This window comes from Nocardioides sp. GCM10023255 (assembly GCF_042653125.1).
GTDB lineage: Bacteria > Actinomycetota > Actinomycetes > Propionibacteriales > Nocardioidaceae > Nocardioides.
Genome location: NZ_JBHSHU010000003.1, coordinates 644,676 through 666,535 on the forward strand (window position 1 = coordinate 644,676; position 21,860 = coordinate 666,535).

The following is a 21,860-nucleotide window of genomic DNA, read 5'->3' on the forward strand; positions in this document are numbered from 1 at the left end:
GTCGGGCGTCATCATGCCCGAGGCAGCGGCTCAGCCGCGTGACCGCCCGGGGGCGAGGACGGCGGCCACGACCGCGACCGCCACGGCCGCGGCGCCGGTGAGCAGCGCGGGGCCGATGGCGCCGTCGTACCCCACCGGCGTCAGCTCCCCGCCGTTGCCGAGGAACACCGCGGTCAGCAGCGCGATGCCGAGCGCCACGCCGAACTCGCGCACCGTGGAGTTGGCCGAGCTCGCCACCGCGAAGTCGGACTCCGGGAGCCCGTCGAGCACGGCGGTCGCGGAGGGCGCGAAGGTCAGGCCCATGCCGACACCGGCCAGCAGCAGCGGCGGCACGAAAGAGGCGTACGCCGAGCCGCTCTCGGTCAGGGCGGCGAACCACACCAGCGAGGCGGCCTGGAGGACCAGGCCGGTCACGAGCAGCGAGCGCAGCCCGGTGCGCCCGGCGATCGCGCCGGCGATCGGCGCCACGACCATGGGCGCGGCCGTCCACGGCAGGGTCCGCAGCCCCGCCTCCAGCGGCGTGTAGCCCTGGACGATCTGGAGGTACTGCGCCAGCAGGAAGACCGTGCCGAACATGCCGATGGTGAAGGTCAGGCCGATCACGTTGGCCACCGAGAAGCCGCGCGAGCCGAACAGCCGCAGCGGCAGCACCGCGTGGCTGCGACCGCGCGCCCACAGCAGGTACGCCGGCAGCAGCGCGGCCGCCGCCACCAGCGGGCCGAGCACGCCGGGCGAGGTCCACCCGTCGTCGTTGCCGTGCACGATCCCCCAGATCCCGAGGAACACGGCGCCGCCGAGCAGCCCGGCGCCCACCAGGTCCAGCCGCTGCCAGGCTCCGCGGGACTCGGGCACCGCGACGAGCAGCAGCGGCACGGCCACCAGCGCGACCGGCACGTTGAGCCAGAAGATCGCCTGCCAGCTGACGCCCTCGACCACCGCTCCGCCGATGACCGGGCCGAGAGCGACCCCGAGCCCGGACACCCCGCCCCAGATGCCGATCGCCGCCGCTCGCATCTGCGGCGGCACGGCAGCCGCCAGCAGCGTGAGCGAGAGCGGCATGATCGCTGCCGCGCCGAGACCCTGGACGGCCCGTGCCGCGATCAGCGCCTCCGAGGAGCTGCTCAGCGCCGAGGCGACCGAGGCGAGCGTGAAGACCGTGATGCCGATCAGCATCATCCGGCGCCGTCCGAGCCGGTCGCCCAGCGTCGCGGCGGTGAGCATGAACGTCGCGAAGCTCAGCGTGTAGGCGTTCATGAACCACGAGAGCTGTCCGACCGACGAGCCGAGGTCGGCCCGGATCACCGGCAGCGCGCTGGTCATCACCAGGTTGTCCAACGTGGCCATGAACATGGGCAGCGAGGTCGCGACCAGCGCGACCCAGAGCGGGACCCGCCGGACGGCGGGCGCGGCGGCCGCCGCGCTGGCGGCCGGTGGGACGGCCGGTGACTCGAGGACGGACATGGCAGCTCCTGCACAAGAAGGCATTGAATGATTACTTATGTATCGACGATAAGTAATCGACTGATAACCTGTCAACCATGACCTCCCAGACCCCCGCGCCCGCCTCCCGGATGAGCGCCGAGGACCGCCGCCAGCTGGTCCTGGACGCCGCCACCCGTGCCTTCGCCCGCCGCGGATACGCCGGCACCAGCACGGACGCGGTCGCCAAGGAGGCGGGGGTCTCCCAGCCCTACGTGGTGCGCATCTTCGGCACCAAGCTCGAGCTGTTCCTCGAGGTCTTCACGCACGCGACCGGCCGGATCGCGGCCGCCTTCCAGGGCGTGCTGGCCGAGCGCCCGTTCGACCCCGACAGCGAGGCCGACTGGGAGCGCCTCGGCGCGGCGTACACCGGCCTGCTGGCCGACCGCGACTTCCTCCTGGTGATGATGCACGGCTTCACCGCGGCCGGCACCGAGGAGATCGGCGCCGCTGCCCGGGCGGGCATGGCGGGCATCTTCGACGTCATCCGCAGCACCGGCTGCACCGACGACCGGGCGCGGGACTTCATCGCACAGGGCATGCTGCTCAACGTCATGATCGCCATGCAGGCCCCGGAGCACCGCGCGGAGTCCGGCCCGCTGGCGGCGCTCACCGCCTGCGCGTTCGGCGAGTCGCTGCCGCTCATCGCTGCGTCCGCCGGCTCGGGCGACCCCCGCTAGGGTTTCCCGCGTGCCCGCACTGGTCCTCGCCTCCGCGTCACCCGCTCGCCTCGCGACCCTGCGCAGCGCCGGGCTCGACCCGCTGGTGATCGTCTCCGGCGTCGACGAGTCGCAGCTCGACGGGCTCCCGCCGGCCGAGCTCGCGCTCCAGCTCGCCGAGCTCAAGTGCGCCGCCGTCGCGGCGCGCGCGGACCTGCCAGACGCCGCCCTGGTGCTCGGGTGCGACTCGGTCCTCGAGCTGGACGGCGAGGCCCTCGGCAAGCCGTCCGACGCGGCGGAGGCCGAGCAGCGCTGGCGCTCGATGCGTGGCCGCTCGGGGATCCTGCGGACCGGTCACTGCCTGCGGGAGACCGTCGGGGGACGCGTCGTGGCAGCGACCGCGTCGACCACCGTGCACTTCGCCGACCTCAGCGACGAGGAGATCGCGGCGTACGTCGCCACCGGCGAGCCGCTGCACGTCGCGGGCGCGTTCACCGTCGACGGTCTCGGCGGGGCCTTCGTCACCGGCATCGAGGGCGACCACCACAACGTGGTCGGGGTGAGCCTGCCGCTGGTCAGAGACCTGGTCGCCGAGCTCGGACACACGTGGACGAGTCTGTGGTCTCGATGACCGGTTCGACGACGTCGCCCAGCGAGGGGTGCGGCAGCGCGAGGTGGGGCAGGTGCACGGGCCGCCTGAACACGAAGGTCCGGAACAGGTAGAACCGGGCCACCAGCCCGAGGAACAGGCCGATCACGTTCGCCGAGATGTTGTCGGAGTACGGGTCGTCGAGGCCCAGGACGTTGCGGCTGATCCACAGGCAGCCGATCGGCAGCGACATGGTCAGCACGTTGATGGCCAGGAACGCGACCCGCCCGCCGTCGGCGTGCCGCGGCGGCCGGTCGCGGAACGCCCAGCTGCGACTACCCCGGTAGCTGATGACCATGCCGACGCTGTTCGCGATGACGTAGGCCCAGATGACGTGGTCGTCGAGGAGCGCCCTGTGTGCGGTGTTGAAACCGTGGACCAGGAAGTTGAAGATCACCAGGGCCACGAGCGTGGCCGCGCCCCCCACCGCGAGGAACCGGCCGCCTTCAGCGAGAACCCGCTGCCACCGGCTGCCCATGGAGCCAAGGCTAACGAACCCACTACCGCATCCCCGGCAGGACCTGCCATGTCGCCGCGCCGCGCGGCCCGGAATCAGCCGGTGAAGAGTGGCACCGCCTTGCGGACGGTCTCGACGACGCCGTACGCCAGCGGGATGCCGACCAGCGCCCAGGCACTCACGATGCGCGCGGTCATGCCGCGGCCCCCTCTCTCTCGGCCTGCTCGCTCTGCTCGTGGAAGCGGGAGTCGACCGGGCGGATCAGCAGGTTGGCGACCAGCCCCACGGCGAGCACGCCGACCATGGTCAGCAGCCCCGGGCGGTAGTCGGCGGCGACCAGCTCGCCGGGCGTGCCCTGGGCGTCGAGGAACTTGTTGACGATGAGCGGTCCGGCCACTCCGGCCGCGGACCACGCGGTGAGCAGCCGGCCGTGGATGGCGCCCACCTGGAAGGTGCCGAACAGGTCACGCAGGTAGGCCGGGACGGTCGCGAAGCCGCCGCCGTAGAAGGAGATGATCACCGCGGCCAGCAGGACGAACAGCGCAGTGGAACCGGACCCCGCCAGCGCCAGCAGCAGGTAGAGCCCGATCCCCACCCCGAGGTAGAGGACGTAGATCGGCTTGCGTCCGATCAGGTCCGAGGTGGTGGACCAGACGAAGCGGCCGGTCATGTTGGCGATCGAGAGCAGCCCGACGAAGCCCGCGGCGGCGGCTGCGCTCACGCTGGAGCCGTCGCCGTCGCGGAAGAAGTCCTGGATCATCGGTGCCGCCTGCTCGAGGATCCCGATCCCGGCGGTCACGTTGCAGAAGAGCACGACCCACAGCAGCCAGAACTGCGGGGTCCGCACGGCATTCCTCGCCGACACGCTCGCGGTCGTGACCAGGGACTTCTCGGCCACCTCGGCCGGGTCCCAGCCGTCCGGCTTCCAGCCGTCGGCGGGCACCCGGACCGTGAACGCGCCGAAGAGCATGAAGCACAGGTAGACGACGGCGAGCGTGACGAAGAGCAGCATCACCGCGTGCCCGTCGGGCACCGAGGTCGGGTCCGTGGCGTCGTACGACGAGTCGTACAGCGCCATCAGCCGGGCGCTGAGCGGGCTCGCGATGAGCGCGCCACCGCCGAAGCCCATGATCGCCATCCCGGTCGCGAGGCCCGGCCGGTCGGGGAACCACTTGATGAGCGTCGAGACCGGCGAGATGTAGCCGATCCCGAGCCCGATGCCGCCGATGACGCCGTACCCGAGGTAGACCAGCCACAGCTGGCCGGACCCGATGCCGAGGGCGGCGACAAGGAAGCCGACGCTCCAGAACAGCGCCGCCACGGCCATGGCCGCGCGCGGACCGTTGGTGTCCACCCACGTCCCGGCGACGGCCGCCGAGAGCCCCAGCATCACGATCGCGATCGAGAAGATGACACCGACGGCGGTCAGGCTGGTGTCGAAGTGCTCGACCAGGGCCGTCTTGTAGACGCTGGTGGCGTAGACCTGGCCGATGCACAGGTGCACCGCCAGGGCCGCCGGCGGGATCAGCCAGCGGCTGAACCCCGGTCCGGCGACGGTTCTCTCACGGGACAGGCGGGCAGGGACCACGAGACACCTCCGGTTGTATGACGGAGGTCATACCCGGTGGCCAACATTTCAATCATCTGCCGCCCGGGCCGCGGTCAGGCCGAGGTGCCGGGCTCCAGGCGCGCGCCCGCCGCCAGGCTGCTCCCGGCGGCGACGGTCGATCCGCGCCCGACGAGGGTGACCCGGTCTGGGCCGGCCCCGAGGTCGACGTCCGGCTCACCGACGGTTGCGGCCCCGATCTCGCAGCCGGTGTCGACCACCGACCAGTGCACGCGCGCGCCGGAACGGACGACGGTGTCGGCGAAGACCACGCTGTCGTGGACCTCCGCACCCTCCTCGACGACGACGCCGGGACCGAGCACACTGCGGCGCACCAGGCCGGCGACCCGCGATCCGGGACTCAGCAGGCTGTCGGAGACGACCCCACCGTCGAGCACCCGCGCCGGGACCCGCTGCGGCTGCCGGGTCAGCACCGGCCAGCCGGGCTCGGCCAGCACCCCGAGGTCGTCACCGAGGAGGTCGCGGTGCGCGCGCAGGTAGAGGTGCGGCTGGCCGAGGTCGCGCCAGTAGCCGGGCATGGGGTGCGCCACGGCCCGGCCACGCTCGACCAGGCGAGGCACCAGGTGGTCACCGAAGTCGCCCAGCCCCGTGTCACCGGGGTCCTCGCCGATCTCGTCGTCGGCCGAGAGCTCGCGGTGCAGCTCCTCGAGGACCTCCACGAGGACGCGGGCGTCGTAGACGAACACCTCGGTGGCCACGGTCGTGGTGTCGGGCTCGTCGGGCTTGTAGGCGAACCCGCTCACCCGCCCGTCCGCGGCCACCTGGACCGTCGCGTGGTCGCTCGCCTCGGCGACCGGCACCTCGGAGGTGACGATGGTGAGCTCCGCGTCGTGCGCGTGGTGCGTGGCGACGGCCTCGCGGTAGTCGAAGCGGTAGACGTGGTCGGCGCTCATGACCAGGACCAGCTCGGGGTCCAGGTCGGCGATCTGGTCGCGGATCCGGAACAGCTCGTCCGCGTTGCCCCGGGCGAACCCCTCCTCGTCGAGGCTGCCGGTCCCTTCCTGGGGCATCAGCAGACGCAGGCCGCCGCGCGTGCGGTCGAGGTCCCAGGGCCGACCGTTCGCGACCTGCTCCTCCAGCGTGGATCCCTGGAACTGCACCGACAGCCACACGTCGCTGACGCCCGAGTGGACGAGGTTGGACAGCGGGAAGTCGACCAGCTGGTAGACCCCTGCGAAGGGAAGGGTCGGCTTGGCCCGCTCCCGGGTGAGGACGTCCATCCGGCCGCCGGCGCCGCCGGCCTGGACGATGGCGAGGACTCGCGAACGACTCATGCGGCATCCTCGCACGCGGCCGGTGACGCCCGGCCGCAGGTCACTCGACCGGCAGGCCGAGCCCCCGGGCGATCAGCATCCGCTGGACCTCGCTGGTCCCCTCACCGATCTCGAGCACCTTGGCGTCGCGGTAGAACCGCGCGACGGGGTACTCCTCCATGAAGCCGTAGCCGCCGAAGACCTGGGTGGCGATCCGGGTCGCGGTGACGGCCGACTCGGTCGTGTAGAGCTTCGCGACCGCCGCGGCCTGCTTGAACTCCTTCATGGAGCCGCCGGTGCCGCGGTCCATCGCGTCCTTCATCGCGGCCGCGCGGTAGGTGAGCAGGCGGCTGGCGTGCAGCATCACCTCGAGGTCGGAGATCTGGAAGGCCAGGCCCTGCTTGCGCCCGATCGGACCGCCGAACGTCTGCCGCTCCCCGGCGTACTGCAGGCTCATGTCGAGGCAGGCCTGGATGCAGCCGACCGCGAGCGCGGCGATCGCGACGCGGCCGTCGTCGAGCGTGGCCAGGAACTGCGCGTAGCCGCGGCCCCGCTCGCCGAGCAGGTTCGCCTCGGGGACGCGCACGTCCTCGAAGCTCAGCGGGTGGGTGTCGGAGGCGTGCCAGCCGAGCTTGTCGTAGGGCTTCTCCGCGGTGAAGCCGGGAGTGCCGCTCGGGACGATGATCGTGGAGATCTCGGGCTTGCCGCCCTCGCGCGTGCCGGTGCGGGCGGTGACGGTGACGACGCTGGTGATCTCCGAGCCGGAGTTGGTGATGAACTGCTTGGAGCCGTTGACGACCCACTCGCCCCCGTCGAGCTCGGCCCGGGTGCGGGTCGCCCCGGCGTCGGAGCCGGCGCCCGGCTCGGTCAGGCCGAAGCCGGCCAGCCGCTCCCCCGCCACCAGGTCGGGCAGCCAGGTCTGCTTCTGCTCGTCGGTGCCGTAGGTCAGGATCGGGTTGATGCCGAGTCCGACCGCGGCCTCGAGCGTGATGCCCATCGACTGGTCGACGCGGCCGATCTCCTCGATCGCGACGCAGAGGCTGGTGAAGTCACCGTCCTCGCCCATGCCGCCGAACTCCTCCGGGGCGGTGAGGCCGAAGAGGCCGAGCTTGCCCATCTTCTGCACCACGTCGACCGGGAAGTGGTGGTCGCGGTCCCACTGCGCGGCGTGCGGCGCGATCTCGGCCTCCGCGAACTCGCGGACGCTGCGGCGGAACTCCTCGTGCTCACGGCTCAGCTCGTACGTCATGGCGCCATGCTAGCCCGGTTGGTTAGCGTTTGTTAACCACGCAGGAGGGGCTCGCGCCTCAGCGGTGCACCGAGCCGTCGACGCCTCCTCCGTTGCCGGGACGCGAGGTCCGGACCGATCGGTCAGCCCGCGTAGGGCACCCGCTCCCAGCTCAGCAGGTCCGCGCCGGGCGCACCCACGGTCACCCGCAGGTAGTCGGTGTTGTTCGAGGAGCCGTCGACGGTCACCCGGGTCAGGTTGTCCGCCGAGCCGCGCACCCGGTAGGTCGCCAGCCACGAGGAGCCGGACGCCAGCGGGCGGTCGGTGTTGTAGACGTGGCTGTCACCGTCGAGGAGGTAGACCGGGCCGGGGAACCGCGAGGCCTCGTCGACCAGCGCCTGCACCCACGGCTGGAAGGCGCTGATGTCGTCCCAGGTCGGCGTGTACGACGGGTCGAACATGTCGGCCTGCTGCAGCACCACGACCCCGCGGTCGTGCCGCGCCCGCGCCGCGGCGAAGGCCGCGTGCAGCTCGTCGACGTCGGCGGCCGTGCGCCCCTCGACGGCCCGCCGCTGCTCCGGGGTCGGCTCGGTGTTGCCCAGCCCCTCCCACGGCTGGAGCCCGTTGTTGCTGCCGGTGACGTTCGCCGCCACGAAGGTGACGCCGGCCCGGCGGTAGGTGACGTTCTCGGGGAACCCGCGACCGGCCTGCGAGGCGACCCGGAAGGCGTCCTGCCCAAGCGTGCGGCCCGGGCGGTCGAAGAAGACCTCACGCACCTTCTGCAGCCGCTCGAGGGGGTCGTAGCCGCCGTTGGTCGCGCGGTGGCAGTCGGTCCACTCGTTGTCGCCGGGCGTGTACACCAGCCCGTCCTCGAACGTGTCGAAGTCGCGGCGGATCAGCCGGAAGTAGTCGTCGCTGCAGACCGAGGAGCCGTTCTTGATGTCCCCGAGGTGCACCACGGAACGGACCGCCGGGTCCCGGTTGATCTGCTCGATCCACGCCGGGAACGCCGCGACCTGGTCCGCGCCGTACGGCACGTCGCCGATCACGGCGAAGGAGTAGCCGGCTGCGGGTCCGTCGTCCCGCGTCCCGGGCGTCCCGGATCCGGCCCGGGCGGCTCCGGATCCGGCGACCGCGAGGGCGAGGGCGGTCAGGACGGTGACGGTGCGGACACGGGGCATGGCGATCCTCCGAGGCAGACGACAGTGGTCAGAACCGTGCCCGGTCGACGTGAATGGCCGGTGATCGTGGCGTGAACTGAGACGAAGGCGACGCCCGGTGAGGTGAGACCTCCGGAGACTTCGCGCGAGCGTGGCGATACTCTCCGCTGCGGAGACCGATCAGCAACCACCGTCAGAGCAGGAGTGCCAGGTGCCGGACAGCAAGCCTGAGGTCAAGCAGCTGCGGAAGGTGCTCGTCGCCAACCGCGGCGAGATCGCGGTGCGGGTGATCCGCGCCTGCAAGGACGCGGGGATCGGGAGCGTGGCGGTCTACGCCGACCCCGACCGGGACGCACTGTTCGTCCGGCTGGCCGACGAGGCCTACTCCCTGGACGGTGCGACCCCGGCCGACTCCTACCTCGACATCGCCAAGATCATCGCGCTGGCCGAGAAGTCCGGGGCCGACTCGGTCCACCCCGGCTACGGCTTCCTCGCCGAGAACGCCGACTTCGCCCAGGCCGTCATCGACGCGGGCCTGACCTGGATCGGGCCGCCACCGGCCGCGATCGAGGCGCTCGGCGACAAGGCCAGGGCCAAGCACATCGCGGTGAAGGCGAACGCCCCGCTCGCCCCCGGCACCAAGGACCCCCTCAAGGACGCCGACGAGGCCGTCGCGTTCGCGCAGGAGCACGGCCTGCCCATCGCGATCAAGGCCGTGTACGGCGGCGGCGGCCGCGGCCTGAAGGTCGCCCGCACGCTCGAGGAGATCCCCGACGCCTTCGAGTCCGCGGTCCGCGAGGCCGTCGGCGCGTTCGGCCGCGGCGAGTGCCTGGTCGAGAAGTTCCTCGACAAGCCCCGCCACGTCGAGACCCAGTGCCTGGCCGACCAGCACGGCAACGTCGTGGTCGTCTCGACCCGCGACTGCTCGCTGCAGCGCCGCAACCAGAAGCTGGTCGAGGAGGCGCCCGCACCGTTCCTGAGCCAGGAGCAGCTCACCGAGCTCTACGAGTCCTCCAAGCGGATCCTCACCGAGGCCGGCTACCACGGCGCCGGCACGTGCGAGTTCCTGGTCGCCCAGGACGGCTCGATCTCCTTCCTCGAGGTCAACACCCGCCTCCAGGTCGAGCACTGCGTCTCCGAGGAGGTCACCGGCATCGACCTGGTCCGCGAGATGTTCCGCATCGCGGCCGGCGAGGAGCTCGGCTACGACGACCCCGAGATCCGTGGCCACTCCATCGAGTTCCGCATCAACGCCGAGGACGGCGGCCGCAACTTCATGCCCGCCCCCGGCACCCTCTCGGCCTGGAGCCCCCCGCAGGGACCCGGCGTCCGCGTCGACGGCGGCTACGAGAACGGCGAGACGATCCCCGGCTCGTTCGACTCCCTCATCGCCAAGCTCATCGTGACCGGCCGCGACCGCACCCAGGCCCTCGAGCGCTCGCGGCGCGCGCTGGAGGAGTTCGTGGTCGACGGCATGCCCACCGTCATCCCCTTCCACCGCGCGGTCGTCTCCGACCCGGCCTACGTCGGCGCCTCCAACCCCTCCGGCGAGGGCTCCTTCGACGTCTACACCCAATGGATCGAGACCGACTTCGACAACCAGATCGAGCCCTACGCCGGCCAGAGCGCCGAGGCCGACGAGCCCACCGAACGACACAAGGTCGTCGTCGAGGTCGGCGGCAAACGGCTCGAGGTCGTGCTGCCCGCCGGGCTCGGCGGACTCGGGAGCGGCCCCTCGACCGGCAACGGCGGAGCCAAGAAGCCCAAGCGCGCCGCCGGCAAGAAGGCCGGCGCGACCGCCGGTGGCGACTCGGTCACCAGCCCGATGCAGGGCACCATCGTCAAGATCGCCGTCGAGGAAGGCCAGGAGGTCGCCGAGGGCGACGTCATCGTCGTCATGGAGGCCATGAAGATGGAGCAGCCCCTCAAGGCCCACAAGACCGGCACCGTCACCGGCCTGCAGGTCGAGGTCGGCGCCACCGTCACCAACGGCGCGGTCATCTGCGAGCTCAAGGACTGAGCGGGTCGTAGCCTCGGACTCGTGAACGCCCCCGCACTCCGGGACCCCGGTCAGCGGGTCAGCCCGCGCGCCCGCTCGATGTGGCTCGTCGGCGCCCTGGTCCAGAGCGTGGTCGTGCTCGCGGTGGTCCTGCTGACCGGCCCGGTGTGGGACTGGTTCGAGCTGCGGTGGTGGCACCTGGTGCTGGTGGTGGCCGCGCTCGCGGCGTACGTCGTCGTGGTCCCCGAGTGGCGCTACCGGGTGCACCGCTGGGAGGTGACCGACACGGCGGTCTACACCCAGACGGGCTGGTGGACCCGGGAGCGGCGGATCGCGCCGATGTCGCGGATCCAGACCGTCGACTACTCCGAGGGCGCGGTGGCACGCCTGTTCGGGCTGGCCAGCGTCACCGTCACGACGGCGTCCAGCGCCGGCGCGCTCGAGATCGCCGGGCTGGACCGGGACCGGGCCCGCCTGCTGGTCGACGAGCTCACCCTCAAGGCCGACGCGGTCGCCGGCGACGCGACGTGAGCCCGCGATGAGCGAGCTCACCCGCGACCGCCGTTGGCAGCGGCTCGACGCGCGGATGCTGCTCGTCCACCCCGCGCGGGAGCTGCTGCGCTTCCTCCCTGTCCTGGTCGGCCTGCTCGTCGCGGGCAACGCCACCGGGGGGAGCGACCTGCCGTGGCAGCTGCTCGGCATCGCCGTGCCGATCGGGCTCGGGGTGCTGCGCTACGTCACCACCAGCTTCCGGATCACCCCGGGTCGGGTCGAGCTGCGCCGGGGGCTGCTCAACCGGCACCTGCTCTCCGCGCCGCTGGACCGGGTGCGGACCGTCGACCTGACCTCCTCACCCATCCACCGGCTGCTGGGGCTCACCACTGTGCGGATCGGGACCGGCACCGCCTCGTCGGACGACGAGGACCGGCTCGACCTCGACGGGCTGCCGCTCGCCCGCGCCCGCCGGCTCCGCGAGGACCTGCTGCACCTCGCCCCGGCCACCGGCGGCCCCGAGCCCGCCACGGCCGACCGCCTCGTCGTCTCGTTCGACCCGTCCTGGATCCGGTTCGCTCCGCTCACCAGCGCCGGCCTGGTGCTCGCCGCCGGTGTGCTGGGCGCCGCGGCCCAGGGCATGAACACCTTCGGGCTGTGGGACCGGCTCGACAGCGGGGCGCTGCTCGACGACACCGCCGCCCTGTCGTGGTGGACCCTGGTGCCGGTCGGCGTCGTGGCGATCGCCGTCGTCGTGTCCGCGCTGTCCGTGGCCGGCTACCTGATCGCGAACTGGGGCCTCACCCTCAGCCACGCGCAGGGCGTCTGGCACCTGCGCCGCGGCCTGCTCACCACGAGGGAGACCAGCCTGGACGACGAGCGCGTGGCCGGGGTCAGCATTCACGAGCCGCTGCCCCTGCGGCTGGCGGGCGGCGGCCGGGCGTCCGCGATCGTCACGGGTCTGGACCGCAGGCAGGCAGGCAGCTCGTTGCTCGTCCCGGCCGCACCCCGCCCGGTGGTGCTCGGGGTCGCCCGCGAGGTGCTCGGCTCCGCCGGCCCGGTGGACGCCCCGCTCGCCGGGCACGGTCCGCAGGCTCGCCGGCGGCGGTTCACCCGGGCCCTGGGCCCGGCGGCCGGTCTCGTCCTGCTCGTGCTGCTGCTCGTCCTCCTCGCCGACGCCCCGGCCTGGCTGCTGGTCCCGGCGCTCCTGGCCGTCCCGGTCGCGCTGGTCCTGGCGGTCGACCGTGCCCGCAGCCTGGGGCACGCCCTGGTGGCCGGGCACCTCGTGGCCCGGTCGGGCAGCCTGGACCGCCGCCGGCACGCCCTCGACACCCGCGACGTCATCGGGTGGACGTTCCGCTCCACCTTCTTCCAGCGTCGGGCCGGCCTCTCCACGCTGGTCGCCACCACCGCCGGCGGCCAGCAGGCGGTGACCCTGCCCGACGTACCGGAGCCGGTGGCCGTCGACCTCGCAGCGGCCGCGGTGCCCGGCCTGCTCGGGCAGTTCACCGCCTGAGCCGGGCGCGGGAACCCGGCCCGGTGTCTCGCCAGTCCGGACGCCGAGCCACGAGGCGCTCGGCGCCGCTAGCCTCGACGCCATGTTCTCCAAGGTGCTGGTGGCCAACCGTGGCGAGATCGCGATCCGGGCGTTCCGTGCGGCGTTCGAGGTCGGGGCGCGCACGGTCGCGGTCTTCCCCTACGAGGACCGGTGGTCCGAGCACCGCCTGAAGGCCGACGAGGCCTACGAGATCGGTGAGCGCGGGCACCCCGTGCGGGCCTACCTGGACCCGGAGGCGATCGTCGCGGTCGCGCTCCGCGCCGGTGCCGACGCCGTCTACCCCGGCTACGGCTTCCTCTCCGAGAACCCCGCCCTCGCCGAGGCCTGCGCCAACGCCGGCATCACGTTCATCGGCCCCACCGCCGAGGTGCTCACGCTGACCGGCAACAAGGCGCGGGCGATCGCCGCGGCCAAGGCCGCCGGCGTGCCGACGCTGGCCTCGGTGGACCCCTCGACGGACGTCGACGCCCTGGTCGAGTCGGCCGCCGACCTGCCCTTCCCGCTCTTCGTGAAGGCGGTCGCCGGTGGCGGCGGTCGCGGGATGCGCAGGGTCGACGACCCGGCCGACCTGCGCGAGGCCGTCGAGACCTGCATGCGCGAGGCGGAGGGCGCCTTCGGTGACCCCACCGTCTTCATCGAGCAGGCGGTGGTGGACCCCCGTCACATCGAGGTCCAGATCCTCGCCGACGGCGAGGGCAACGTGATCCACCTCTACGAGCGCGACTGCTCGGTGCAGCGCCGGCACCAGAAGGTCGTCGAGATCGCCCCGGCCCCCAACCTCGACCCGGAGCTGCGGGACCGCATCTGCGCCGACGCGGTGCGCTTCGCCCGGGAGATCGGCTACCGCAACGCCGGCACCGTGGAGTTCCTGCTCGACCCGGACGGCAACTACGTCTTCATCGAGATGAACCCCCGCATCCAGGTCGAGCACACGGTCACCGAGGAGGTCACCGACGTCGACCTCGTGCAGTCCCAGCTGCGGATCGCCTCCGGCGAGACCCTGGCCGACCTCGGGCTGTCCCAGGACGACATCGTGCTGCGCGGCGCGGCGCTGCAGTGCCGCATCACGACCGAGGACCCGGCCAACAACTTCCGCCCGGACACCGGGAAGATCACGACCTACCGCTCCCCCGGCGGCTCGGGCGTGCGCGTCGACGGCGGCACGACCTACACCGGTGCGGAGGTCTCCGCCCACTTCGACTCGATGCTGGCCAAGCTCACCTGCCGCGGCCGCACGTTCGACAAGGCCGTGGAGAAGGCCCGCCGGGCGGTGGCGGAGTTCCGCATCCGCGGCGTCTCCACGAACATCGCCTTCCTGCAGGCCGTTCTCGAGGACCCCGACTTCGCCGGCGGCAACATCACCACCTCGTTCATCGAGACCCACCCGCAGCTGCTCGCGGCACGCGGCAAGGGCGACCGCGGCAGCAAGCTGCTGCGCTACCTCGCCGACGTCACCGTCAACCAGCCGCACGGCCCGGCCCCGGTGAGCGTGGACCCGGTGACCAAGCTCCCGGCCGTCGACCTCGACGTGCCCGCCCCGGACGGCTCGCGCCAGCTGCTGCTCGAGCTCGGTCCCGAGGGCTTCGCGCGGCACCTGCGCGAGCAGGAGCGCGTCGCCGTCACCGACACGACCTTCCGCGACGCCCACCAGTCCCTGCTCGCCACCCGGGTCCGCACCCGCGACCTGCTCGCGGTCGCCGGCCACGTGGCGAGGACGACACCCGAGCTGTGGTCGCTCGAGGCCTGGGGCGGCGCGACGTACGACGTGGCCCTGCGCTTCCTCGCCGAGGACCCGTGGGAGCGGCTGGCCCGGCTGCGCCAGGCGGTCCCGAACATCTGCCTGCAGATGCTGCTGCGCGGCCGCAACACCGTCGGCTACACGCCGTACCCCACCGAGGTGACCGACGCCTTCGTCGAGGAGGCGGCGCGCACCGGCATCGACGTGTTCCGGATCTTCGACGCCCTCAACGACGTCGAGCAGATGCGGCCGGCGATCCAGGCCGTCCGCAGCACCGGCACCGCGGTTGCCGAGGTGGCGCTGTGCTACACCGGCGACCTCTCGAACCCGGACGAGAAGCTCTACACGCTCGACTACTACCTCGACCTCGCCGACCGGATCGTCGACGCCGGCGCGCACGTGCTGGCGATCAAGGACATGGCCGGCCTGCTGCGCGCGCCGGCCGCCCGCACCCTGGTGACCGCGCTGCGCGAGCGGTTCGACCTGCCGGTGCACCTGCACACCCACGACACCCCGGGCGGTCAGCTCGCCACCCTGCTCGCGGCCATCGACGCCGGGGTCGACGCGGTCGACGCCGCCACCGCCTCGATGGCCGGCACCACCTCGCAGCCGCCGCTCTCCGCGCTCGTGTCGGCCACCGACCACAGCGACCGCGAGACCGGGCTGTCCCTGCAGGCCGTCTGCGCCCTCGAGCCCTACTGGGAGGCCACCCGCCGGGTCTACGCGCCGTTCGAGTCCGGGCTGCCCTCGCCGACCGGGCGGGTCTACACCCACGAGATCCCCGGCGGCCAGCTCTCCAACCTGCGCCAGCAGGCGATCGCGCTCGGGCTAGGCGAGAAGTTCGAGCAGATCGAGGACATGTACGCCGCCGCCAACGCGATCCTCGGCAACGTCGTGAAGGTGACGCCGTCCTCCAAGGTGGTCGGCGACCTCGCGCTGCACCTCGTCGCGGTGGGCGCGGACCCGGCCGAGTTCGAGGAGGACCCGGGCCGGTTCGACATCCCGGACTCGGTGATCGGCTTCCTCAACGGCGAGCTCGGCGACCCGCCCGGCGGGTGGCCCGAGCCGTTCCGCACCAAGGCGCTCGAGGGCCGCACCTGGAAGGCACCGGCCGAGAAGCTCACCGAGGAGCAGGCTGCCGGGCTGGCCGCGGGCGAGACCACCCGGCGACGCACCCTCAACGAGCTGCTCTTCCCCGGCCCCACCCGGGAGTTCACCGAGTCCCGCGAGACCTACGGCGACGTCTCGGCGCTCGCGACGATGGACTACCTCTACGGGCTACGGCACGGCGAGGAGCACGCGGTCGAGATCGACGAGGGCAAGACCCTGATCCTGGGCGTCCAGGCGATCAGCGAGCCCGACGAGCGCGGCTTCCGCACCGTGATGGCGACCATCAACGGGCAGCTGCGCCCGGTCAGCGTGCGGGACCGCAATGTCGCCTCCGAGGTGGCCGCCGCGGAGAAGGCCGACCCGGGCCGGCCCGGTGAGGTGGCGGCGCCGTTCCAAGGCGTCGTCACGATCGTGGTCGCCGAGGGCGACACGGTCGCGGTCGGCGACACCGTGGCCACGATCGAGGCGATGAAGATGGAGGCCTCGATCACCGCACCGGTCGCCGGCACCGTCCAGCGCCTCGCGCTCCGCGACACCCAGGCGGTCGACGGAGGCGACCTGGTGCTGGTGCTGGGGTAGCCGCTCCCACCTGCGGGTCGGGCTCAGCCGCGGAAGGTGCTGCGGTACGCCGTCGGGCTGACGCCGACGCTGCGCTGGAAGTGCCGGCGCAGGGTGGTCGCCGTGCCCATGCCGCAGCGGGACGCGACCTGCTCGACCGACGCGTCGGTGCGCTCGAGCAGGTCCTGGGCCCGCACCACCCGCTGCTGCAGCAACCAGTCGAGCGGCGTCAGGCCGACCTCGGTCTTCATCCGGCGCGCGAGCTGTCGCGTGCTGAGCCGGGCCTCGCGGGCGAGGTCCGGCACGGTGAGCGGCTGGTCGAGGTTCGCGCGGGCCCAGTCCAGCGCCTGCTCCAGCCGGTCGGTGGCCCGGGGGTCCGGCGGCGGGGTGATGAACTGCGCCTGGCCGCCCGGCCGGTGCGAGGCCACCACGAGCCGCCGGGCCAGGCCGTTGGCCGCGGAGGCGCCGTGGTCGCGGTGGACGAGGTGGAGGCACAGGTCCAGCGCCGCCGTCTTCCCGGCCGAGGTCAGGACCTGGCCGTCGTCGACGTACAGCACGTCCGCGCGCACCTGCACCCGTGGATGCAGCCGGGCCAGCTCCGCGGCGTGCATCCAGTGCGTCGTCGCGGTGCGCCCGTCGAGCAGCCCGGCAGCGGCGAGGACGAACGCCCCGGTGCACAGGGCGACCAGGCGCACGCCGGTGGCCTGCGCCTCGCGGAGCGATGCGGCCAGGGTGGGGTCCGTCGAGCCGTCGAGCACGTCGGTGGACGGGACCACGACGGTGTCGACCTCGGCCAGCCGCGCGAACCGGTCGGTCGGGGCGCCGGGGAACCACGGCGAGGGTGACCCGTCAGGGGTGCAGACGACGAGGTCGTACCACTCGCCCGCCGGAGCGAGGTCGGAGCGGTCGACGCCGAACACCTCGGCGGCGATCGCCGACTCGTAGAGCATCGCGTCCGCGTGCAGCGCCAGTCCGACCACGTGCCGCATGTCCCAAAGTGTACGCATGGTGTCGGATCGGCCACTCGTGCCGAGCCGGGAGGACTGGTGGGATCGGTGCCATGAGCAAGGACGTGCTGGTGTACGGCGCCTACGGGCACACCGGTCGATTCGTCGTCGGGGAGCTGCTGCGCCAGGGGCTGCGACCTGTCCTCTCCGGGCGCGACCGCGGCCGCCTCGAGGACCTGGGCGCCCGCCTTCCCGGTCTCGAGGTGCGGCCGGCCGCGGTGCACGACGGCGAGGCTCTGGCCCACGCCGTCCGCGGCGCCGCGGTCGTGGTCAACTGCGCCGGTCCCTTCCTCGACACCGCGCTCCCCGTGGCGGCCGCCGCGGTCGGTGCCGGCGCGCACTACCTGGACGTCTCCGCGGAGCAGCCGGCCGTGCAGGCCGTCTACGACGCGCACGACGCGCGCAGCCGCCCCCTGGACGTCGCGGTCGTCCCGGCGATGGCGTTCTACGGCGGGCTCGCCGACCTGCTGGCGACGTCGGTGACGGGCGCTTGGGACCGCGTCGACGCCATCACCGTCGCCGTCGGGCTCGACCGCTGGTGGCCCACCGAGGGAACCCGGACCACCGGTCACCGCAACACCGCGACCCGCCTCGTCGTCCGCGACGGCCGCCTCGTGCCCGTCGCCGATCCGGCGCGGGTGCGCGAGTGGGGGTTCCCCGATCCCCTGGGACGGCAGGCCGTCGTCGACCTCCCCTTCTCCGAGATCGTGGTGATGTCCCGGCACCTGCCGGTGTCGGAGGTCGACACGTGCCTGAGCACGGTCGCGCTGCAGGACGTCCGGGACCCGGCCACGCCGGCCCCGGAGGCGGTCGACGAGACCGGCAGCTCGGCGCAGCGCTTCGTGGTGGAGGTGGTCGCGCGCCGGGGTGAGGAGGAGCGCCGGGTCTCGGCCTCCGGGCGCGACATCTACGCCGTCACGGCGCCGCTCGTGGTCGAGGCGGCCCGACGCCTGGTCGAGGGGCGCGCGAAGGTGCTCGGGGCGGCCGCACCCGGAGAGGTCTTCGACGCTGCGGACTTCCTGGACGCGCTCGGCCCGCAGCGCCTGCTCGTGCGTCACGGGTGACCGGGAGGAGGCGCGCCGGCCGCCCGTCGCTCAGCGGTGGCGGTCGGCGAGGTCCGCGGCGAGCCACGACCCGTCCGTCGCCACGGGGCGGGGGGTGGCCCGGCCGCTGCGCTCCGCGACCCTGAAGGTCAGCCAGGTCGAGCGCAGCCCGAGGGCGGCCCGGAACGTGTCACCGGAGACGGTCACCCGCTTGTCGCTGCCCACGAGGGTCACCGAGCGGACGCGGCCGCCCCAGTCGCCGTTGCCGTCGCGGTCGGTGACGACGACCTTGGTGAGGTTGCCCAGCGCCGGCCAGGTCCGCTCGAGGTCGACGTCGGTCAGCGGGACCGACCAGGTGTGCACGGGGTTGCCCGACCACCCGTCGTACGGGTCCTTGCGCGCCGGCAGGTAGGGCACCGAGCCGGCCGAGGTCCAGCCGCCCGAGCTGGCGCCGAACTGGGTGAACGCGGGCTCGCCGCCGGACGTGAGGGCCCGGTGGCGGGTCGCGTCGACGGCCGCGTTCGAGGCGGGGTGCTCCGCGGCCACGCCGCCGTACACCTGGCAGGAGGAGGTGTCACAGATCTGGTAGTGCGAGCCGTGCGGGTGCGCGCGTTCGTACGCCGCGTAGGTGCGCGCGGCCACGGCCTGGGCGCGCACGGCGGCCGGGCTCCAGAGCGCCGGCATCTCCAGCGGGACGACCCCCTTGACGTAGTCGTCCAGCCGCACCCGGTTCACGGTGTCGCGGGCCGCGGAACCGGTCGAGGGCGCCGCGGAGCGGAGCGCGCCGCGATAGCTGCGGTTGCCGGCCGGGGTGACCAGGGTGATCGGCCGGCCGTCGGCAGCGAACTGCGCCTCGCCCTTCAGTGTCGCGAACAGGTGCCACGACCTGGTGAGGTAGGCCACCCGGCTGCCGGCACCGTCGGGCACGATGCGCCAGCGCGTCGCGCCGTTGTCGGGCAGCTCGGTGCGCTTGCCGGTGGTGCGGTCACGCAGCCCCAACCCCTTGCGGGCGAGCACGACGACGTCGTCGCTCGTGTCGGAGGTGATCAGCACGTTGACGCGCCCCTTGGCGGTGCCCCAGGTGGTGCCGTCGTAGTAGAAGTCGACGATCTGCTCGTAGGACAGCCCCTCGCGGGCGGCGCCCTCGGCGCCGTACTGCGACATCCCGTGGCCGTGGCCGAACCCGTGGCCCTTCACGGTGATCTTGGCCTTCGCCGGCACCCGCCAGCTGTCACCGGCGGCCTGCGCGGACGCGGCGGCCGAGGCGACTCCGAGGGCGGCGAGGACGGTGAGGACGGCCGGCCGGAGAGTCTTCATGGGGGCTGCTCCCGGGTGGCTGTGACGGCAGGGACGGGTGTGAACGATCAATCGCACCACGAGTCACTGCAGCCCCGCAATTCGCATCGATGAACTACAGATATGTAGTTCGCGCGGGAACTCGGCGGCGGCCCGCGAGGCTAGGCTGGCGGCGCTATGGGCCAGACCACGTCGGGGCGACGGGGCAACGTGCCTGCGGAGCTGTCGAGCTTCGTGGGGCGCCGGCGCGAGCTGGCGTCGGTGCGCGACGGCCTGGCTTCGCACCGGCTCGTGACGCTGCTCGGACCCGGCGGCATCGGCAAGACCAGGCTGGCCCTGCGTGCGGCCACCGACCAGGCGCGCAACCTGCCCGACGGCGCGTGGGTCGTCGAGCTGGCCCCGGTGCAGGAGCCGGAGCTGGTGGCCGAGACCGCCGTCGGAGCCCTGGGCCTGCGGTCCGCGGACCGGGGCGGTCCCACCGAGCGTCTGGTCGCGCACCTGCGGGACCGGCGGCTGCTGCTGGTGCTGGACAACTGCGAGCACGTCCAGGAGGCCGCCGCGGCGCTCGCGGCGGCGCTGCTCCCCGGCTGTCCCGGCGTGCGGGTCCTGGCCACCAGCAGGCACGAGCTGGGGGTCCCCGGCGAGCTGGTGCTGACCGTGCCGCCGCTGCCGATGCCCGCACCGGGCCGGGCCACGGCCTCCCCGGAGGCCCTGATGCACTACGACGCGGTCCGGCTCTTCGTCGACCGGGCCACCGCGAGCTGGCCGTCGTTCCGGCTGACCGACGCCAACCAGCAGGCCCTGGCCGAGCTGGTCCTGCGGCTCGACGGGATGCCGCTCGCGATCGAGCTGGCCTCGGCTCGCGCCCGCGCGCTCACCGTGCAGCAGGTGCTCGACCGGCTCGACGACCGGTTCACGCTGCTCACCCGGGGGAACCGGGCGGCGCTCCCCCGCCAGCAGAGCCTGCAGGCGCTGCTCGACTGGAGCCACGACCTGCTCGAGCCGCGGGAGCGGCTGGCGTGGGCGCGGGCGTCGGTGTTCCGCGGCGGGTTCGACCTCGCGGCGCTCGCGGGTGTCGCCTGCGACGACGACCTGCCCGAGGAGTCGCTGGCCGACGTCGTGGACGGGCTGGTGGCCAAGTCCGTGCTCGTGCGCGAGCCGGCCGACATCGGCGGCGCGGCGCGCTTCCACATGCTCGAGTCGCTGCGCGAGTACGGCGCTGCACGGCTCGCCGGGACCGGCGGCACCGCGTCGTACGCCGCCCGGCACCGCGGCTGGTACGCCGGGCTCGCCACGACCGCCGCCGGCGAGCTCTTCGGGCCGGCCCAGGTCGGCTGGTTCACCCGGCTGCGCGCCGACCACGACAACCTCCGGGCGGCGCTGCACGGCCTGGCTGAGGATCCCGACCCTGCCGAGGGGCTGCGGATGGCGGCCGCGCTGCAGCACCACTGGATCATGGTGGGGCGCTTCGGCGAGGGCCGCGCCTGGGTGGAGCGGCTGCTGGCCCGGCTCCCGGCGGCCGTCGACGAGCCCGTCGAGCGCACCGTCGTCCGCTCCGCGGGGCTGGAGGTCGCGGGCCGGCTGGCCGTCCTGCAGGGGGAGATCGACGTCGGCAGGCCCCTGCTCGAGCAGGCCCTGGCGGCGGCGACGGCGGCCGGGGACTCCACGTGGCGGGCGCACTCCCTGCACGGGTTGGCCCTCGCCTCGGCCTTCTGGGGCGAGCCGGCCGCGGCGCTGCCGCTCCTCGAGGAGGCGCTGGCACTGCACCGGGACGGCTCGGACCCGTTCGGCGTCCCGCTCGCCCTGGTCCAGCTGGCCACGGTGCACGCGACCCTCGGCGACCCGGAGCGGGCGATGGCCTGCGCCGAGGAGTGCATCGCGCTCAGCGAGGTGGCGTCCGAGCGGTGGTGCGCAGCCATGGCCCGGTGGGTGGAGGCCTTGGTGCAGTGGCGGCTCGGGCACGGCACCCGGGCGCGCACCCACGCCCGCGACGTGCTCCGGCTCAAGGAGCCCTTCGGCGACCGGATGGGCATGGCCATGTCGGTCGAGGTGGTCGCGTGGGCCGAGTCCGCGGCCGGCCGCCCCGTCGACGCGGCCCGGCTCCTCGGTGCCGTGCAGGCCGCGCTGGACTCGATCGGCGCGGGCCTCTTCGCCCACCTGCACGAGGACCACGAACGCTGCCTGGCCCGGACCCGCGCCGACCTGGGCGGCGACGCCTTCGGGCGGGCCTTCGAGGAGGGGACGACGCTGCGCTTCGACGACGCGGTCGCGCTCGCCCTCGGGCGGCGCACGCCGGCTCCCACGGTCGCGCCCGACGAGGTCCGGCTCACCCGGCGGGAGAGCGAGGTCGCCGCACTCGTGGCCGAGGGCCTCGGCGACCGCGAGATCGCCGAGCGCCTGGTCGTGGCCCGGCGCACCGTCGAGGGCCACGTCTCCCACGTCCTCGCCAAGCTGGGCCTCACCTCCCGGACCCAGCTGGCGGCGTGGGTGGCGGCGCGGCAGGCGGGCTAGACCGGCGGCGGTCCGGGCACGGCGCCCATCCCCCAA

The 21,860-nt window shown here is 73.4% G+C and carries 17 protein-coding genes; 8 read left to right on the forward strand and 9 right to left on the reverse strand.

All coding sequences use genetic code 11. The features are described 5' to 3' along the window. Positions 1-30: 30 nt before the first annotated feature. Positions 31-1,461, reverse strand: a complete 1,431-nt coding sequence (locus tag ACFO9I_RS06905) for a DHA2 family efflux MFS transporter permease subunit (RefSeq protein WP_379179126.1) — start codon at positions 1,459-1,461, stop codon at positions 31-33. 77 nt (positions 1,462-1,538) lie between these two features. Here ACFO9I_RS06905 and ACFO9I_RS06910 point away from each other — a divergent pair, with 77 nt between their 5' ends. Then, positions 1,539-2,159: a TetR/AcrR family transcriptional regulator gene (locus ACFO9I_RS06910; RefSeq protein ID WP_379179128.1), complete on the forward strand. Its 621-nt coding sequence runs from the start codon at positions 1,539-1,541 to the stop codon at positions 2,157-2,159. A 10-nt stretch (positions 2,160-2,169) separates the two neighbouring features. After that, positions 2,170-2,769: a Maf family protein gene (locus ACFO9I_RS06915; protein ID WP_379179130.1), complete on the forward strand. Its 600-nt coding sequence runs from the start codon at positions 2,170-2,172 to the stop codon at positions 2,767-2,769. Here the strand turns inward: ACFO9I_RS06915 and ACFO9I_RS06920 are convergent. The 6 genes from ACFO9I_RS06920 to ACFO9I_RS06940 form a co-directional block, all read right to left on the reverse strand. Further along, on the reverse strand, positions 2,714-3,265 hold the full coding sequence (locus tag ACFO9I_RS06920) for a GtrA family protein (protein ID WP_379179132.1): 552 nt from the start codon (positions 3,263-3,265) through the stop codon (positions 2,714-2,716). The two genes, ACFO9I_RS06915 and ACFO9I_RS06920, sit on opposite strands and share 56 nt — an antisense overlap. A gap of 74 nt (positions 3,266-3,339) precedes the next feature. After that, complete coding sequence (locus ACFO9I_RS23110; RefSeq protein WP_417607677.1) at positions 3,340-3,441, reverse strand: MFS transporter small subunit; 102 nt, start codon at positions 3,439-3,441, stop codon at positions 3,340-3,342. Continuing rightward, the gene (locus ACFO9I_RS06925; protein ID WP_379179134.1) at positions 3,438-4,832 is read right to left on the reverse strand and encodes an OFA family MFS transporter; all 1,395 of its coding nucleotides are present in this window, start codon (positions 4,830-4,832) and stop codon (positions 3,438-3,440) included. The genes ACFO9I_RS23110 and ACFO9I_RS06925 overlap by 4 nt, the downstream gene beginning before the upstream one ends. A 74-nt stretch (positions 4,833-4,906) precedes the next feature. Continuing rightward, on the reverse strand, positions 4,907-6,145 hold the full coding sequence (locus ACFO9I_RS06930; protein WP_379179136.1) for a glucose-1-phosphate adenylyltransferase family protein: 1,239 nt from the start codon (positions 6,143-6,145) through the stop codon (positions 4,907-4,909). Between the two features lie 40 nt (positions 6,146-6,185). After that, positions 6,186-7,373 (reverse strand): acyl-CoA dehydrogenase family protein, encoded by a 1,188-nt coding sequence (locus ACFO9I_RS06935; RefSeq protein ID WP_379179138.1) that lies wholly within the window; start codon positions 7,371-7,373, stop codon positions 6,186-6,188. A gap of 122 nt (positions 7,374-7,495) precedes the next feature. Next, entirely contained in the window at positions 7,496-8,533 is a 1,038-nt protein-coding gene (locus ACFO9I_RS06940) for a hypothetical protein (protein WP_379179140.1), read from the reverse strand. A gap of 220 nt (positions 8,534-8,753) precedes the next feature. Here ACFO9I_RS06940 and ACFO9I_RS06945 point away from each other — a divergent pair, with 220 nt between their 5' ends. From ACFO9I_RS06945 to ACFO9I_RS06960, 4 genes are all read left to right on the forward strand, one after another. After that, complete coding sequence (locus ACFO9I_RS06945) at positions 8,754-10,532, forward strand: acetyl/propionyl/methylcrotonyl-CoA carboxylase subunit alpha (RefSeq protein WP_417607720.1); 1,779 nt, start codon at positions 8,754-8,756, stop codon at positions 10,530-10,532. Positions 10,533-10,553: 21 nt separating this feature from the next. After that, positions 10,554-11,042, forward strand: coding sequence for a PH domain-containing protein (locus tag ACFO9I_RS06950; protein WP_379179143.1), 489 nt, complete (start codon positions 10,554-10,556; stop codon positions 11,040-11,042). Positions 11,043-11,049: 7 nt separating this feature from the next. After that, positions 11,050-12,519, forward strand: a complete 1,470-nt coding sequence (locus tag ACFO9I_RS06955; RefSeq protein WP_379179145.1) for a PH domain-containing protein — start codon at positions 11,050-11,052, stop codon at positions 12,517-12,519. Between the two features lie 82 nt (positions 12,520-12,601). Beyond that, positions 12,602-15,988 carry a pyruvate carboxylase gene (locus tag ACFO9I_RS06960; protein WP_379179147.1) on the forward strand — a complete coding sequence of 1,129 codons (3,387 nt, stop codon included), beginning with the start codon at positions 12,602-12,604 and terminating at the stop codon, positions 15,986-15,988. A gap of 23 nt (positions 15,989-16,011) precedes the next feature. On the opposite strand, the gene ACFO9I_RS06965 is transcribed toward ACFO9I_RS06960, so the two are convergent. After that, on the reverse strand, positions 16,012-16,956 hold the full coding sequence (locus ACFO9I_RS06965; RefSeq protein ID WP_379179149.1) for a GlxA family transcriptional regulator: 945 nt from the start codon (positions 16,954-16,956) through the stop codon (positions 16,012-16,014). A gap of 71 nt (positions 16,957-17,027) precedes the next feature. On the opposite strand from ACFO9I_RS06965, the gene ACFO9I_RS06970 reads away from it, so the two are divergent. After that, entirely contained in the window at positions 17,028-18,038 is a 1,011-nt protein-coding gene (locus ACFO9I_RS06970) for a saccharopine dehydrogenase family protein (protein WP_379179151.1), read from the forward strand. Between the two features lie 30 nt (positions 18,039-18,068). On the opposite strand, the gene ACFO9I_RS06975 is transcribed toward ACFO9I_RS06970, so the two are convergent. Next, positions 18,069-19,334 carry a SpoIID/LytB domain-containing protein gene (locus tag ACFO9I_RS06975; protein ID WP_379179153.1) on the reverse strand — a complete coding sequence of 422 codons (1,266 nt, stop codon included), beginning with the start codon at positions 19,332-19,334 and terminating at the stop codon, positions 18,069-18,071. Between the two features lie 156 nt (positions 19,335-19,490). Here ACFO9I_RS06975 and ACFO9I_RS06980 point away from each other — a divergent pair, with 156 nt between their 5' ends. After that, positions 19,491-21,824: an ATP-binding protein gene (locus tag ACFO9I_RS06980; protein ID WP_379179155.1), complete on the forward strand. Its 2,334-nt coding sequence runs from the start codon at positions 19,491-19,493 to the stop codon at positions 21,822-21,824. The last annotated feature ends 36 nt before the right edge of the window (positions 21,825-21,860 follow it).

What these genes read in the sequence shown, in the direction of transcription:
- ACFO9I_RS06905 (WP_379179126.1), bottom strand. Translation starts at nt 1,461, where the DNA reads ATGTCCGTCCTCGAGTCACCGGCCGTCCCACCGGCCGCCAGCGCGGCG.
- ACFO9I_RS06910 (WP_379179128.1), top strand. Translation starts at nt 1,539, where the DNA reads ATGACCTCCCAGACCCCCGCGCCCGCCTCCCGGATGAGCGCCGAGGAC.
- ACFO9I_RS06920 (WP_379179132.1), bottom strand. Translation starts at nt 3,265, where the DNA reads ATGGGCAGCCGGTGGCAGCGGGTTCTCGCTGAAGGCGGCCGGTTCCTC.
- ACFO9I_RS23110 (WP_417607677.1), bottom strand. Translation starts at nt 3,441, where the DNA reads ATGACCGCGCGCATCGTGAGTGCCTGGGCGCTGGTCGGCATCCCGCTG.
- ACFO9I_RS06930 (WP_379179136.1), bottom strand. Translation starts at nt 6,145, where the DNA reads ATGAGTCGTTCGCGAGTCCTCGCCATCGTCCAGGCCGGCGGCGCCGGC.
- ACFO9I_RS06935 (WP_379179138.1), bottom strand. Translation starts at nt 7,373, where the DNA reads ATGACGTACGAGCTGAGCCGTGAGCACGAGGAGTTCCGCCGCAGCGTC.
- ACFO9I_RS06940 (WP_379179140.1), bottom strand. Translation starts at nt 8,533, where the DNA reads ATGCCCCGTGTCCGCACCGTCACCGTCCTGACCGCCCTCGCCCTCGCG.
- ACFO9I_RS06955 (WP_379179145.1), top strand. Translation starts at nt 11,050, where the DNA reads ATGAGCGAGCTCACCCGCGACCGCCGTTGGCAGCGGCTCGACGCGCGG.
- ACFO9I_RS06960 (WP_379179147.1), top strand. Translation starts at nt 12,602, where the DNA reads ATGTTCTCCAAGGTGCTGGTGGCCAACCGTGGCGAGATCGCGATCCGG.
- ACFO9I_RS06965 (WP_379179149.1), bottom strand. Translation starts at nt 16,956, where the DNA reads ATGCGGCACGTGGTCGGACTGGCGCTGCACGCGGACGCGATGCTCTAC.
- ACFO9I_RS06970 (WP_379179151.1), top strand. Translation starts at nt 17,028, where the DNA reads ATGAGCAAGGACGTGCTGGTGTACGGCGCCTACGGGCACACCGGTCGA.
- ACFO9I_RS06975 (WP_379179153.1), bottom strand. Translation starts at nt 19,334, where the DNA reads ATGAAGACTCTCCGGCCGGCCGTCCTCACCGTCCTCGCCGCCCTCGGA.
- ACFO9I_RS06980 (WP_379179155.1), top strand. Translation starts at nt 19,491, where the DNA reads ATGGGCCAGACCACGTCGGGGCGACGGGGCAACGTGCCTGCGGAGCTG.